Annotated in this window: 15 protein-coding genes; 11 read left to right on the top strand and 4 right to left on the bottom strand. The window is 62.7% G+C overall.

Annotation, left to right across the window (positions count from 1 at the left end):
• Positions 1-63: 63 nt before the first annotated feature.
• Positions 64-279 carry a helix-turn-helix transcriptional regulator gene (locus MWU52_RS01590; protein ID WP_246948620.1) on the bottom strand — a complete coding sequence of 72 codons (216 nt, stop codon included), beginning with the start codon at positions 277-279 and terminating at the stop codon, positions 64-66.
• 211 nt (positions 280-490) lie between these two features.
• Between MWU52_RS01590 and MWU52_RS01585 the strand changes: the two genes are divergently transcribed.
• The 11 genes from MWU52_RS01585 to MWU52_RS01535 all read left to right on the top strand — a co-directional run bounded on the left by MWU52_RS01585 (position 491) and on the right by MWU52_RS01535 (position 9,604).
• Positions 491-793: a DUF2285 domain-containing protein gene (locus MWU52_RS01585; protein ID WP_348645514.1), complete on the top strand. Its 303-nt coding sequence runs from the start codon at positions 491-493 to the stop codon at positions 791-793.
• A gap of 147 nt (positions 794-940) precedes the next feature.
• Positions 941-1,243 carry a DUF6499 domain-containing protein gene (locus tag MWU52_RS01580; protein WP_246948618.1) on the top strand — a complete coding sequence of 101 codons (303 nt, stop codon included), beginning with the start codon at positions 941-943 and terminating at the stop codon, positions 1,241-1,243.
• A gap of 25 nt (positions 1,244-1,268) precedes the next feature.
• A complete protein-coding gene (locus tag MWU52_RS01575) occupies positions 1,269-1,802 on the top strand; it encodes a DUF2285 domain-containing protein (protein WP_246948616.1) in 534 nt (177 codons plus the stop codon).
• 106 nt (positions 1,803-1,908) lie between these two features.
• Positions 1,909-2,196 (top strand): helix-turn-helix domain-containing protein, encoded by a 288-nt coding sequence (locus MWU52_RS01570; RefSeq protein ID WP_246948614.1) that lies wholly within the window; start codon positions 1,909-1,911, stop codon positions 2,194-2,196.
• An 8-nt stretch (positions 2,197-2,204) separates the two neighbouring features.
• Entirely contained in the window at positions 2,205-3,278 is a 1,074-nt protein-coding gene (locus MWU52_RS01565; protein ID WP_281493880.1) for a replication initiator protein A, read from the top strand.
• The gene (locus MWU52_RS01560) at positions 3,275-3,754 is read left to right on the top strand and encodes a DUF2840 domain-containing protein (protein WP_246948610.1); all 480 of its coding nucleotides are present in this window, start codon (positions 3,275-3,277) and stop codon (positions 3,752-3,754) included. Before MWU52_RS01565 ends, MWU52_RS01560 begins: the two co-directional genes overlap by 4 nt.
• A gap of 11 nt (positions 3,755-3,765) precedes the next feature.
• Entirely contained in the window at positions 3,766-4,257 is a 492-nt protein-coding gene (locus tag MWU52_RS01555) for a S26 family signal peptidase (protein WP_246948608.1), read from the top strand.
• Positions 4,257-5,054, top strand: a complete 798-nt coding sequence (locus tag MWU52_RS01550; RefSeq protein WP_246948606.1) for a lytic transglycosylase domain-containing protein — start codon at positions 4,257-4,259, stop codon at positions 5,052-5,054. Before MWU52_RS01555 ends, MWU52_RS01550 begins: the two co-directional genes overlap by 1 nt.
• Before the next feature lie 246 nt (positions 5,055-5,300).
• Positions 5,301-7,034 carry a DUF3363 domain-containing protein gene (locus MWU52_RS01545; RefSeq protein WP_246948604.1) on the top strand — a complete coding sequence of 578 codons (1,734 nt, stop codon included), beginning with the start codon at positions 5,301-5,303 and terminating at the stop codon, positions 7,032-7,034.
• Positions 7,035-7,148: 114 nt separating this feature from the next.
• Complete coding sequence (locus tag MWU52_RS01540; RefSeq protein WP_246948601.1) at positions 7,149-9,164, top strand: conjugal transfer protein TraG; 2,016 nt, start codon at positions 7,149-7,151, stop codon at positions 9,162-9,164.
• Between the two features lie 11 nt (positions 9,165-9,175).
• Positions 9,176-9,604 (top strand): CopG family transcriptional regulator, encoded by a 429-nt coding sequence (locus MWU52_RS01535; RefSeq protein ID WP_246948599.1) that lies wholly within the window; start codon positions 9,176-9,178, stop codon positions 9,602-9,604.
• A 239-nt stretch (positions 9,605-9,843) separates the two neighbouring features.
• On the opposite strand, the gene MWU52_RS01530 is transcribed toward MWU52_RS01535, so the two are convergent.
• From MWU52_RS01530 to MWU52_RS01520, 3 genes are read right to left on the bottom strand one after another with little or no spacing between them, the layout of a single operon-like run.
• A complete protein-coding gene (locus MWU52_RS01530; RefSeq protein WP_246948597.1) occupies positions 9,844-11,115 on the bottom strand; it encodes a hypothetical protein in 1,272 nt (423 codons plus the stop codon).
• The gene (locus MWU52_RS01525) at positions 11,112-13,166 is read right to left on the bottom strand and encodes an ATP-binding protein (RefSeq protein ID WP_246948595.1); all 2,055 of its coding nucleotides are present in this window, start codon (positions 13,164-13,166) and stop codon (positions 11,112-11,114) included. The genes MWU52_RS01530 and MWU52_RS01525 overlap by 4 nt, the downstream gene beginning before the upstream one ends.
• 37 nt (positions 13,167-13,203) lie before the next feature.
• Positions 13,204-13,758: a very short patch repair endonuclease gene (locus tag MWU52_RS01520; RefSeq protein ID WP_281493879.1), complete on the bottom strand. Its 555-nt coding sequence runs from the start codon at positions 13,756-13,758 to the stop codon at positions 13,204-13,206.
• Between the last annotated feature and the right edge of the window lie 4 nt (positions 13,759-13,762).

Raw genomic sequence — 13,762 nt, 5'->3', positions numbered from 1 at the left:
AACAACCCGATGATGAACCCGCCGGAGGCACATGCTTCGCGTAAATAAGGATGACCCGACATCTCAGCGCGCTTCGTCGTCGGGCTTCAGCAAGTCCAGGTGATCGACGCCCAAAGCCTGAGCCAATTCATAGAGTGTAATGATCGTGGGGTTCCGTCTCCCACGCTCGAGACCACTGAGATATTGCTGGCTGAATCCAGACAATTCCTCGACCTGTTCTTGTGTGAGGCCCCGCTCCTGCCGCAAGCGGGCAAAGTTTCGGCCGACCAGTCTCCGCATATCCATGCACGAGCGGTCGCAACCTACATATTATAAGTTTATCAACTATGGTATGTATTGCCTCGATATCGTCAGCGAGGCATGGTGATCATGGTAGCGGAGAGTTGGTGCAACCTCAGTGATCACGATGCGAACTCTGTCCGCGAAAGGATCAGAGTATCGCGACCGGCAGCGCTAAGAAGACGTTCAGGTAGCTGAGGAGTTTAAGACCATCTCAAAATCTCGAGACGACAGCAGCGGTCCACTTGAGCTGGAACCCGAGATCGCGCCGGAGGCTCCGTCGGATCCAGATCTCACGCTCTACGACCGCACGCACTTGATCACCTATCTCCGTATGCTCGATGCCGACGCGGAGGGCGCGCCATGGGATGAAGTCGCCCAAATCGTGCTTGGGATCGACCCGGTCGACGAGCCCCAGGCCGCCCGTCGCGCCTATGATACGCACCTTAGGCGGGCGCAGTGGATGACCGAGGCAGGCCATAAGTTGCTGTTACAAAACGCGCGATCTAGCTGATTTCCGCCGACTAACATACGAATTTCGTGCGTTATCGCCCTCTGCCTATGCGGCGATAGCGCGGTCGCCTCTCCCCCACTTCTTTTCAATTCCAGATCATCAATTACCGCACGCCCGACGTGTGGTCATAGCCGTGGGGAACAGCCGATGACACTCACCGGAGCCTGGCGCATTCCCGCGAGCTATCGCTATGCGCTCGATCTCGACGATGCGGATCTCGCGTGGGAGTTCTTGCGGCGCAATCCGGAGTTCCGAAGAGACGCCGAGAAGTCCCGGAACCGCGGCGAGATCGGCGCCGACCAGGATCCGTCGCCCGATCCCCCACGACGGATCCACCGCAAACAGCCGGAGAGCCCCCACCGCGCCGACGCCGTCGCGCGGTGGGGGCTCTATTTTCGTACCGGACCGGCATCTGCGCGCGGACGAGGCCACGCCCCTCTGGCGGCCTGAACTTCTGATCGACTGCATCTGTCTCGTGCCGGAACGGCGGCACGCGGGCGACCCGTCCGGTATCTCTTGGAACCTCGCGACCTGGCTCGGCCCGACGGAGATCTTCTTCGCAGCCGATGGCCTTCACGTCCTCGTCGACGTCGGCAGCGCGCGACAGGCTCGGCTCTGGCTGCCGAACCGAACGACCCCGCCGAAGCCCGGAACGCGTTTCGGCATCTACATCCAGCCCGATGCCTACGCGCGGGAGCGGGCGGAGATCGCGCTCCGGTTCCGGCGGGCAATAGCCAAGCCGGCCACCGCCCGATCGCCTCCCGGCGTTTCCTGGCCGCAACGCAATCACGCACGGCTCGCCGCCATGCTCTACGCCAGCGATCTCCGCGCGGCCGGTCTCGGCCAGCGCGCGATCGCGGAACGGGTGCTCGGCGCAATACCGGGTCCGGACTGGGCGTCGAGCCACGAACGCAGTGCGCTGCGCCGTCTCCTGCGCGACGCGGCGCGCTATATCGCCCGGGACTACCGCGACCTCCTGCGTCCGCCCAAGCGGCACGGTCGCTTTTAGCCTCCTTCAACTCCGACCCTGAGCACGCCGTCGCCCGTCTCCGATGGTGCGCCTCGATGCGCTGCGGATGTCCCGCAGGCGCCGAGAGCCCTCAGGAGACACTTCCATGCCCGATCCCCTCGCCGGATTGCCGCCCCGCTTTCTCAGGACGTCCGAGGCCGCGCGCTTCCTCAGCCTGTCGGGCCGGACGCTCGAGAAGCACCGCACCTACGGGACCGGCCCGGCCTATCGCAAGATCGGTGGCCGCGTGGTCTATTCGGTCGAAGATCTGCAGACTTGGGCCGACCGTGGCCAGAAGCGGTCGACCTCGGATGTCTGCGCCGACGAGGTGCTGCCCGCGAAGCGCCATCCGGCACGGCTTGCGGCCTATGCTGGCGCGCCGCGCCGGGGCTGAGCCGCACCATGTCCTCGCACCGACAAGCGTCCAGTGAGCGATCGCTCCTCCTGCCCTTCGAGCCCATCCGGCAGGATGGTCCACCGCGCCGCGACCAGCGCGACCTAATGGAACGGCCGTTCTTCTCGCTGTCGAAAAGCCGCCGGGTGACGCCGATCCTCTACCGGTCGGGGGGCGTCGAGGTGGAGGTTCACGCCGTCCCAGAGCACGGCATGGCCTCGATCTGGGACGCCGATATCCTGATCTGGGCCGGCAGCCAGATCGTCGATGCCGCGAATGCCGGCGTGCCGACCTCGCGCTTCTTCCGGTTCACGCCCTACCAGCTTCTAACCTCCGTCGGACGCGGCACCGGCAAGCAGCAATACCACCTTTTGAAGCGCGCCCTGACGCGACTGCAATCGACGGCCGTCAGCACGACGATCCGCAACGGCCCGCAATGGCGACGTCATCGCTTCTCCTGGATCAACGAATGGGAAGAGCGGGTGCTAGCCTCCGGGCGCTGCGAAGGCATGGAGTTCGTCCTGCCAGACTGGTTCTACCGGGGGGTCCTTGACCGCTCCCTCGTGCTGACCATCGACCCCGCCTATTTCCAGCTCAAGGGCGGGATCGAGCGCTGGCTCTACCGCGTGGCGCGCAAGCATGCGGGCCGCCAGCCTCGGGGCTGGGCGTTCCAGGTCCGCCACCTCCACGCAAAATCCGGCAGCCTGGCCCGGCCCTCCGACTTCGCCCTCGACCTGCGCCGGATCGTCGCCCGGCAGCCCCTGCCCGGCTACGCGCTCACCATCGAGTGCGATGCCAATGGGGCCGAGGTGCTGCGCTTCTGGCCCGCAAGCCCTGTGGATAAGGTCGCCGCGGTGCTGCGGAGTATCGGCAGATCAGGCGCAAACCCTATCGGCAGATCGGGCGCATCCCTATCGGCAGATCAGGCGCACGGATCACAGCCAAGCCTTTGGGACGACACGCGGAACGACTACCGTAAAGAGTCTAAAGGAGAATCTAACTTCCGAAAGGCTAGCGACGCCCTGTGGAAGACGCACCCCGATCGCGGCCTCCCACCGACGGGCAAGAGGCGCAAGGAATGAGCGCTTCAGGGATCGCAGCACTCACGAACGTCGCGCTGATCTGGGACGAAGGGCGCATTGAGCAGTGGATCCGCTTCGGTCAGGTAGCGCACGAACGGGTCGTCGATCGGCATCGGCGGATCGTCGGCTTTACGGGAGGAAGCGTCTTCGCCTACGTCCGGTGGCAGGCCAACGCCTACGGCACGGTCGTCTCCCGGATCGACATCCTGCGCGCAGGCGGCGAGTGCACCGAACGCGTCGAGATCCCGGGTGTGACACTTGGCGCGCACTCCCTTCTGCGCCTCTCCGGCTGGTCGAAGGTCGAGGCAGCGCTCCAGATCATCGACGGAATCGAAGCGCTCGGTATCGCGCCGGAGCGTGTTTGCCCGGACCACTGGCGGCAGGTGCACAACCGCCTTAGCCTGGGCCGAGCTTCCGAGCCCTACACGCGCGATCGGCATCGCGCCTGGCTGCTGCGCCGCGCGGTGACGCCATGAGAACTATCGATGTGCTCTCCGCCACGCTGTGCGCCGCTATTGCGTCGACTGTTACCGTCGACGTCGCCCCACGACTCATCTGGAACGCAAGCGCCAGCGTTCCCATCGGTCTCTATGCCGTTCTGCCGACCTCGTCGCCGCAGCTCGGGGATCTCGTCCTCGTCGAACCACCGGAGGAGCTGGCCCGCTTTCTGGATCGGCGCGGGTATCTTCCGCACGGCGTGCCGATGCTGAAGCGCGTCGCCGCACTGCCGGGCCAGACAATCTGCCGAACCGGTGCGATCGTCCGGATCGACGGGACGGCGGTTGCTGCGGCCCGCGCCGCGGACAGGGAGGGACGCGCGCTGCCGAGATGGTCCGGCTGCGATCGACTTCGGCAAGATCAGATATTGCTGCTGAATGTGGACGCGCCGGACTCGCTTGACGGGCGGTATTTTGGGCCACTGCCGATGTCGGCGCTGCGCGGTAGGGCCGTTCCGATCCGGACCTGGGGGGCACCGTAATGCTGCGCTTCGTCTCTTCAATCTCTCGCGGCTCAAGGCCCTGTCCCGCTACGAGCCCGCGCCGCGTATCGACGGCGTTTGCTTTGATACTGGGTCTGAGCGTCGTCGCGGCCGTGGTTTTACCGGTCTGGCCAACGATCGCCCAGACCGCATCTCCCACAGCGGAGGATCCTACCGAACGCGCCATCCACATCACGGACGCGTCACAGCGCTTCGGCATTCCGGAGGCCTGGATCAGGGCCGTGATGCACCGGGAAAGCGGTGGCGATCCGCGCGCCGTGTCGCCGAAAGGCGCGATCGGTCTGATGCAGATCATGCCCGGCACCTGGGCGGAGCTTCGAAGTCGCTATCGACTGGGCCCCGACCCGTTCGACGCGCAGGACAACATCTTCGCCGGAACCGCTTATCTGCGCGAGATGTATGATCGCTACGGCACCGTCGCGGGGATGCTCGCCGCCTACAATGCCGGACCGGCGCGCGTTGACGACTTGCTGCAGACTGGTCGTCCCCTGCCCCGCGAGACCCGCGCCTATATCGCCGCCATACTGCCATTGATCGGCAGCGGCGCTGCAACGGACGGACCGTCGGATCGCCCGTCGGATTACCGCGACGCACCGATCTTCGTGCAGCGCGCGGGCCCGCCGGACGCGGAGCGTCCACGATCCGTCGACGAAGGTTCGTCCAGGCGTGACACTCGATCCGTCACGGAAAGCCCTGCGCCGTTCGACCCAAAAGAAAGCGCAACGGAGGCCTCAGATCGTCTCTTCGTCCGCCGCGATGCGGAGAACCAGCGATGAGGGATGCTTTCGCCCCGGCGCGTGCTCCAGCGTCCGCAATCGTGCGCTGTTCGGCGTTCGGGCGGGAACCCGAAGAAGGGAGTGATGGATGGCAAGATAAAAGCCGCGAGGTGCGCGGGCATGGGTCGGGCGCTGACGCGTTGATATTGCGAGAGACTGCGCGAGGTTCGATTTTCGCCTGCACATTCCACGCACTCGTAATGCATTCGGAATACTATCTTTTCCGCACATCGCACGGATCTCCCCATGCCTCGTGAGGACGAGTTCGGCATTCGACCCGGCCGCATTCGCCAAGGCCGGTCGGCAGGGACGCAGTCCTTCGTGGCACAGGCGCTGAAGGCGGCGAACCAGGCGGGCGGGATCAAGCACGGCGAACGCGCGCGATCCGGCTTCAGAAGCAGTTTCGGGCGCGGAGGTGCCGCAAGCCTGCGCGCGGGCGTCGGGCTCGGGCCGCATGCCCGCCGCGTCGCCGTGAAAGCCAGGGTGGTGCGCCATAATCGGCGCTCGGCGCCGCTCTCCACACATCTCGCCTATCTCAAGCGCGACGGCGTGACCAGGGATGGCGAACCCGGCAAGATATTCGACGCGAATGAGGTAGATGTCGATAGCGGGGGCTTCGCCACCCGCTGCGAGAATGATCGCCATCATTTCCGCTTCATCGTGTCGCCCGAAGACGCGGCCGAGATCTCGGACCTGCGGACCTTCACGCGGGATCTGATGCAGACGGCCGAAACAGATCTGGGCACCGAGCTCGACTGGATCGCCGTCGATCACTGGAACACCGCGCATCCGCATGTCCACGTCCTCGTTCGGGGGCGGACCGATACCGGCGCGGATCTCGTCATCGCGCGGGACTATATCGGCAGCGGGCTGCGCGGCCGGGCGTCCGAACGCGCGACCCTCGAGCTCGGACCGCGCAGCGATCTGGAAATCCGATCCGCGTTGGAGCGCGAGATCCAGGCAGACCGCTGGACCGACCTCGACAGGTCCATCCAACGCGATGCGGTCGACGGTGTCGTCGATCTCCGCCCGCGGTTCGGCGAGCCTCAGGACGAGACCGCGCGGCTGCGGATCGGCCGCGTCCGCCATCTCGAACGCCTCGGGATCGCCGCCCCGATCGATTCCGGGCGCTGGCGTCTGACCCAGGACGCGGAGCCGAGGCTGCGAAAGCTGCAGCGCCGCGGCGACATCATCGCGCGGCTGCACGACGCGCTCGGCACCGAGGCGGCGACGCGCGGCACAGCCGGGTTGGTGCCGGACGGGCCGACGAAGGACGGATCGATCCTCGGGCGGCTGGCCGCACGTGGGCTCGACGACGAGTTGACCGGCTCGGCCTTCGTCGTGATCGACGGTGTCGACGGACGGACGCACCATGTCGCGCTCGCCGATCTCGACGCGGCCTCCGACGCGCCGATCGGCGGCATCGTCGAGGCGCGTTGGACGCAACCGACGCGCGGCAATTCAAGACTCGTCGTTGCTGTGCGGTCCGACTTTGACATTGAGCGTCAGAAGCGCGCGAACGGGGCGACCTGGCTCGACCGGCAACTGGTCGGAACGGCACCGGCCGCGCTGTCCGGTGCAGGGTTCGGCCGGGATGTCAGGAATGCCCTTGCCGCGCGTACCGACCATCTCGCCGGAGAGGGCCTGGCGACGCGGAGCGGAGACCGGCTCCGCCTCTCCCGCGACCTGATCGCGACGCTTCGACAGAGAGATCTCGCCGCCGCAAGGGAACGGATCGGGACGGAGACGGGTATGACGCCGCTTGCCACGGAAGGGGGCGAGCACATCTCCGGCCTCCTGACGCGCCGCGTGACGCTCGCCTCCGGGCGCTTCGCGATGATCGAAAACGGGCTGGGGTTCCAGCTTGTGCCCTGGGCGCAGCCGCTGAAACGCCGGATCGGAAAGCAGGTGTCCGGAACGGTCACGGCGGCCGGCGGCATCGATTGGACCCCGGGCCGCCAGAGGGGACCATCGGTCTGATCCGACAGCATTCGGGCCTACCGTACCATCCGTTTTCTACGCCCGGCTACCCGGCACTTCGACGTCTGTATCTTCCTCCTTGATTCCGTTCTCCGCTCGCGTCTGCTCTCGCGCATGCACGCGACCAAGATTCTCTGGGGCCAGATCCTTACGGCCTGCCTGACCGCGCTTCTCTTCGTCTGGGCCGCGACGCAGTGGACGGCGTGGCGTCTTGGGTTCCAAGCGCAGCTTGGTGCGCCGTGGTTCGATCTCGGGGGCTGGCCGATCTATCCGCCGCCATCCTTCTTCCTCTGGTGGTATTGGTACGACGCCTACGCCCCGCGCGTCTTCGTCGAAGGCGCGATCATCGCCGGTACCGGCGGCTTCGCCACCGTCGGCGTCGCCATCACCATGAGCGTCTGGCGCGCCCGCGAGGACAAGGATGTCGCGACCTACGGCTCAGCCCGCTGGGCAGCGGAGGCCGATATCCGCGCCGCCGATCTGCTGACGCCCGACGGCGCTGTCCTTGGCCGCTGGGAACGCGACTATCTCCGCCACGACGGGCCGGAACACGTGCTCTGCTTCGCGCCAACCCGCTCGGGCAAAGGCGTCGGACTTGTCGTCCCGACCCTGCTGACCTGGCCGGGCTCGGCCATTGTCCACGACATCAAGGGCGAGAACTGGAACCTGACCGCCGGGTGGCGCGCGCGGTTCGGGCACGTCCTTCTGTTCGACCCGACGAACCCGGCAAGCGCGGCATACAACCCGCTGCTGGAGGTTCGACAGGGCGACAGCGAGGTCCGCGACGTCCAGAACATCGCCGACATCCTCGTCGATCCCGAAGGCTCGATCGAGCGGAGGAACCATTGGGAAAAGACCAGCCACGCGCTGCTCGTCGGGGCGATCCTGCACGTGCTCTATGCGCGCGAAGACAAGACCCTAGCGGGCGTCGCGACGTTCCTGTCCGATCCGGCGCACCCGATCGAGGCGACCCTGCGGAGCATGCTGTCGACCCCGCATCTGGGCGACCGGCCACACCCGGTCGTCGCCAGCGCCGCGCGAGAGCTCCTCAACAAATCCGACAACGAACGCTCGGGCGTGCTGTCCACCGCCATGTCGTTCCTCGGTCTCTACCGCGACCCGGTGGTGGCCCAGGTGACAAGGCGCTGCGGCTGGCGCATCGCCGATCTCGTCGAAGGCGATCGCCCGGCGACGCTCTACCTCGTCGTCCCGCCCTCGGACATCGCCCGCACCAAGCCGCTGGTGCGCCTGATCCTGAACCAAGTCGGGCGGCGGCTGACGGAGGAGCTGGAGGCGAAGACCCGCAGGCATCGTCTCCTGCTGATGCTCGACGAGTTCCCGGCCCTCGGACGGCTCGACTTCTTCGAGACCGCGCTGGCCTTCATGGCCGGATACGGGCTGAAGAGCTTCCTGATCGCGCAATCCCTCAACCAGATCGAGAAGGCCTACGGGCCGAACAACTCGATCCTCGACAATTGCCATGTCCGAGTGGCCTTCGCCACCAACGACGAACGCACCGCCAAGCGCATCTCCGACACGCTGGGCACCGCGACAGAGATGCGCGCGATGAAGAACTACGCCGGGCACAGGCTCTCGCCCTGGCTGGGACATCTCATGGTCTCGCGGCAGGAGACGGCACGTCCGCTGCTGACCCCCGGCGAGGTCATGCAGCTGCCCTCGGCCGACGAGTTGATCCTCGTCTCGGGCGCACCGCCGATCCGGGCGAAGAAGGCGCGCTATTTCGAGGACCGGCAGTTGCAGCGGCGCATTCTGGCCCCGCCCGACCCGGCGCACTATAAGCGCGACGATATCCCACCGGCCGATGACTGGACCGCGCGCCCGACGATCGCGGCGGCCCGGAACCGCCCTGCGAGACCGGACGATGGAGAGACGGCCGAAACGGAGGAAGAGGATGGCGGCGTTCGGCGCGCGCCCGACTTGCCGGTCGAGATCGCGCTCAGCCCAGAGGACGTTCACGCACGGGAAGAGTTCGACTTCGACGAGACCGCGTCCGGGGACGATGCCGATGAAGATGCGATCCGGGCGAAGGCCCTGCGCCGCGAGCACCAGCGCTTCACCGCCGTGGCCCGGCAAGCGGCACTCGATCCCGGCGACGGGATCGACCTCTAGGGAGACGCCCGATGCGCAAGGCCCGCCTCTCCGTCTATCTCGAGCCCGCCATCCTGGACGCGCTGACGGCCTACGCCGAACGGCGCGACCGGTCCCTCTCTCTTGTCGCGGAAGCCGCCATCGCGTCGTTCGTCACGCCAGATGCGAGCGAACGGCTCGAGGCGGCCCTCTCAGCACGGCTCGACCGGCTGAACCGCACCCAGGACCGGCTGGAACGCGACCAGACCATTGCCCTCGAGACGCTCGCCCTCTTCGTCCGCCATTGGTTGACCGTGATGCCGAGCCTGCCGGAGCCGCAGCGGCAGGCCGCACAGGCCAAGGGCGGCGAGCGCTACGATGCCTTCGTCGAAGCCCTTGGACGGCGGCTGGCGAAAGGGTCGGTGTACCGGCATGAGGTCGCGGAGGAGCTGGACGCACGATCGGATGAGGCAATTAGATGATGTTCCATTGAAAAGCAGACATTCGGCCAGTCTGATCTCGACAGACGCATGCGCAATTACTCATTCTGATAGCCATCATTGATGCAGACTCGCGGTGACGGGGTTCACAAAAATTGCCGGCTCAAACGAAAAGTATGGATCAAACAAGCGCTCCCTCCTGCAACGCACTGGGTCAAATCCATCACCGGGCCAAAAGTAGAACTGACATTTCTGACCCAGGCAATTGAACTGCGTTGTCTTCAGCGCTTCCCATATGAAATGATACCCGGGCGAGATACATGGCTTCCTGCCGCGTGAATGAGATCGAAAACTAATTCGTTGCGTAGCCGAAACCGAGCCACTGCCCCGCTTAGCCGATCCGGAGGCAGACTAAGCCCAAACCTCGGACTGACGGCGAGAGCACGGATCCCGTCTGCTCCTTGCCGGATGTATCCTGGAGAGCGCCAAAGTCCGCCGAACGAGTTGGCCCGGCTATTAGATGTAAACTCTCGAGCGAGAAGATAGGGGAGCGGGCCTGGTCTTGGCTGCGCCTCATCGCAGGCCGGGCGGACCTGGACAAGTAGCCATTCTTCAAGTGGAGCCTCCTCCGGTTTCACGCCAAACTGTGCAGCCAATGTCGCCTCGTCGAAATCCCCAAAATGATCAGAAAAACGCTCCCGGACGAGATCCGGAAGTGAAATTACCGCGCCGCGCGCGGAACATTCGCATGGCTGCATATCGATATGGCTGAACGCATTCAGATGTGCGTGTGCCGCAGCATCCTCGCTACTGTTCCTATCTCTGGCCCCATTTACTGCAGCTGTCCACAATTTCTCATCTGCGTCATCGCCGCGGAGTAGGTGATCAAAAAGAACCGGAAGCAGCGCCTCGGCCACGTAGTGCCCAATCCGCCCTGCTGCTTTATCCTTACCTGCAATACCCTCAGCAAGATCGTGGAGAACCCTGCCGAGATCAGGAGCATCCTCCGACTTGGCTGCTTTCAGAACGCCTATGATCGTTCCAGCAGAGGCCGCGTTGACGCGGTCTTCCCACTCAAGAAGGGCTGCGATCTGGGGATTATTGTCAAACAGTGCATCGATGGCATTTACGATTTCATCTAAGGGCCCGAACTGATTGGGAGACGGCATGTGCGTAGTCTTGTCAAGCGGGAGGATCGCAAACGGGGGGCGGCCTTGCTGCATCCGATCCCGCAGGTATGTCGCTAACCCTGGGGCGTCATCCTCAAATCGTGTCCATAGGACGAGAAGGTACGGGCCGTCGGGCGCGAGCTGGTCGAGTATTGCCTGGATCATCGAAAAATGGTTACCGGACTGAGTGGAGGTAGCCGCGCTGTCCAGATGCAAGTCTGTAAAAATGACCCGCGCCAAGGGCGCTGGGGCCATGGAAGCAATGTTGCCATCGAACAGAATCGGTCTGCAAGCGGCACCATACCGGGTCAATGCTCTCACGAGCGGTTGGAGATGATCATCTTCATTGTCGATTGCGAGCACACGGGGCTGCGGAAGTCTCATGACGCTTTCCTGAAGACTATCGCAACTACGGCCCCATCATAGCCTGGAGGAAGATCAACTTGACCGGGGTCCGGAAAAACCAATTCCCCATTCATACTTTCCATTGCCATGCGAGAAAAATACAGGCCAAGCCCGATCCCATCCGGCCTGCGAGAAAAGAATGGACGGACAACATCCTGAGGCGTATCTGCTCCAAATCCCGGACCATTGTCTGCCACTACGATCGCGGGGCCCTGAGGCAAATCGTACGTGAAATCAATATAGAGTCTCGAAACAAAATCCGCACCTTCGGTCTCTGCCTTAAGGTCAAGCCAGTAGATCGCGTTATCGATCAGATTATTGAGCGCACCCATCACTAATCCGAATTGGAAAGTAGCGTGGAAGCCCGGGTCGGTGAAATTCATGGAGGGACATTCTAACTGGATGCCGTGAGCATGAAAGCGGCTAGCGTTGCGCAAACGAGCATTATCAATTAAATCCTTCGCCGCATGCTTAACTCGCTTGTCCTGCCTGAGAAGTGCAGAAAACCCCTGCAGTAGGTGCACGAGTTCTTGTACCTGCCCGCCAAACGGGCCGGATGAATCTGCGCCACCGAGCTGAGCTTCGAGGGAGCGTACTCCGCGTTCCACCTCGTGGAAAATAAGGGCAAGGTTCACGCCGGCCATGCCAGCCTGAAGCAGAGCTTCCTGCATGGTCTCATATTCGTGTTCTATGCTATCAACGTATGGGCCATAGGTTTTCAGTACGCCGCCATCGCGTAGACGGTCCCGCAACGCTTCGATCGTTCCGACGACACCGGGCCGTCCTTGCACCGGCTTCGCGCTTGTGCGTTCGCGCAGTAGTTCCTTGTCCTTGAAGCGTTCAATCTCGAGTATCTGAATTGCACCTAATGCCACTTCTCGAAGGCGCTCTGTCCGGTCGTTCTCTACGAATCCTTCTCGATTAGTCTTTTCAATTAGACCGCCCGAATGTTGAAGGTCGAGCGAAACCGAACCGATTAATATGTTTCGACTGAGCTTACGTTGAGGCGCGTTGACGCGCCGCAGATCAAGACCAAGCCAATCGTCTCCAGCTTCTCCGTAATTATAAACTCTTACTCCATCACGATAGACCCTAACGCCACCATTGTCGTCGAGATAATCAGTAAACGACTTAGCGTTCGACATCTGAGAAATTATTTTTGCATCGCGATCATATGCATAAATTACGCCGTGTACAGGCCCAATACCTTTCATAAAGTCGGCATTCGCAGTCTTGCGCGATTTCTCATTTCCTCCACGCAGAGGAATGGGCATGCGCTTTCGCGATCGAGTCCATCTCGGCGAAACTTTGATTCCTGGGATGCCTCGGAACGAATAACTCCAAATGACGCGGCCAAGCTGATCAACGTCGAACATGAACTTCCACGGTGCGACATCGATAACATCATCTGGTCCATAGAGATCTTCGATCCAGTTTTCGTAGCCAGGCACCTCAAGCTCCGCCTGAAACTCGCCAGCTCCTTCAAAGGGCGATGTCATCGAAAGCATCTGGTTGTATAGCCTACGAATCTCACCGCGCTGCCACGTTGTACGCAGGCCGGTAATCCTGATTCGGGTCCCTGTCTCGTTTTCTGTGAAGACCTTCGGTTCCCTTTCTGCAATCTTGACTGAAGCATCTTCGAGATATTTCTTTCGAATCAGTCTGGTCCAATCGATAACGACCCGGCATTCGAGAGCGTCTTTCGCGCGCGTCACCAATTCAATCCGCTCTCCGAGTTTATGCGCCGCGAACCTACCAATACCCTTCTCCCCAAGGGGGAGCCGATTGTAGCGCTCCGATCGGTGAAGATTTCTCCGCTGTTCCCCGCGGTGACCGTTTCCGGGGACCAGCCAAATGTCGCGGATCGTCTCCAAAGTCATGCCCGTCCCATCGTCCTGTATCGTGATTCGAGCTGGTGAGGCGTCCAATCTCATACTTACAGAAACGCTCGAAGCGTCAGCGTCATAGGCATTCTTTACAAGTTCAAAAACAGCCAAGCGCGGCGTGCCGATTAGCTCATCGCCAAGCAACTGAAGTAACCGTGCGCGTGGCCGGAACGGAGCTGTCTCAGTTCGTCCCATTTTTTCTCACTTTCTCGCTACAGATACTTTCTGGTCTAGCATTAATTGAGAACCGAGAGCTTTTCTCGCTACTTCCCCCTGTAGCTTCACTTCCTGCAAGAGATCGAAACGTCCGCTCACTCTGCGCAACGAAATGTTCGGCCTCATTCAGAAGGTCCTGTAACACAAGCCGCTTTGGGCCACGCATCGAGCATTCCCAGACTATAAGAATTCGCCAGCCGGCTTGATGCAGCGCTTCAATCGTGCGCCGATCTCGAGTTCGATTACCTTCAATTTTCTCATGCCAAAATTCCTGTCGGGTCTTCGGCCACTTGAATAACGGACAGGCATGACCATGCCAGAAGCATCCGTGGACCAAGATCAATGCTCGGTGTTTCGGGAAGACTAGATCCGGTTTCCCAGGCAGGCCTCTATGATGCAGCCGATATCGCAGGCCTCTGGCATGCAGGCCGCTCCGAATCAGCATTTCGGGCTTGGTGTCCCGTCCTCGCACGCTTTGCATGTTATGCCGTCGCCGCTCTGGCGTGTGCACATCTGTCATTCGC

The sequence above is a fragment of the Jannaschia sp. S6380 genome (assembly GCF_023015695.1).
In the GTDB taxonomy this organism is placed as follows: Bacteria; Pseudomonadota; Alphaproteobacteria; order Rhodobacterales; family Rhodobacteraceae; genus Jannaschia.
This window is presented reverse-complemented; position numbering and strand designations above follow the sequence as displayed.

Coding starts and splice junctions, on each gene's coding strand:
- MWU52_RS01590 (WP_246948620.1), bottom strand. CDS start 279: ATGCGGAGACTGGTCGGCCGAAACTTTGCCCGCTTGCGGCAGGAGCGG.
- MWU52_RS01580 (WP_246948618.1), top strand. CDS start 941: ATGACACTCACCGGAGCCTGGCGCATTCCCGCGAGCTATCGCTATGCG.
- MWU52_RS01570 (WP_246948614.1), top strand. CDS start 1,909: ATGCCCGATCCCCTCGCCGGATTGCCGCCCCGCTTTCTCAGGACGTCC.
- MWU52_RS01565 (WP_281493880.1), top strand. CDS start 2,205: ATGTCCTCGCACCGACAAGCGTCCAGTGAGCGATCGCTCCTCCTGCCC.
- MWU52_RS01560 (WP_246948610.1), top strand. CDS start 3,275: ATGAGCGCTTCAGGGATCGCAGCACTCACGAACGTCGCGCTGATCTGG.
- MWU52_RS01550 (WP_246948606.1), top strand. CDS start 4,257: ATGCTGCGCTTCGTCTCTTCAATCTCTCGCGGCTCAAGGCCCTGTCCC.
- MWU52_RS01545 (WP_246948604.1), top strand. CDS start 5,301: ATGCCTCGTGAGGACGAGTTCGGCATTCGACCCGGCCGCATTCGCCAA.
- MWU52_RS01540 (WP_246948601.1), top strand. CDS start 7,149: ATGCACGCGACCAAGATTCTCTGGGGCCAGATCCTTACGGCCTGCCTG.
- MWU52_RS01535 (WP_246948599.1), top strand. CDS start 9,176: ATGCGCAAGGCCCGCCTCTCCGTCTATCTCGAGCCCGCCATCCTGGAC.
- MWU52_RS01530 (WP_246948597.1), bottom strand. CDS start 11,115: ATGAGACTTCCGCAGCCCCGTGTGCTCGCAATCGACAATGAAGATGAT.
- MWU52_RS01520 (WP_281493879.1), bottom strand. CDS start 13,758: ATGACAGATGTGCACACGCCAGAGCGGCGACGGCATAACATGCAAAGC.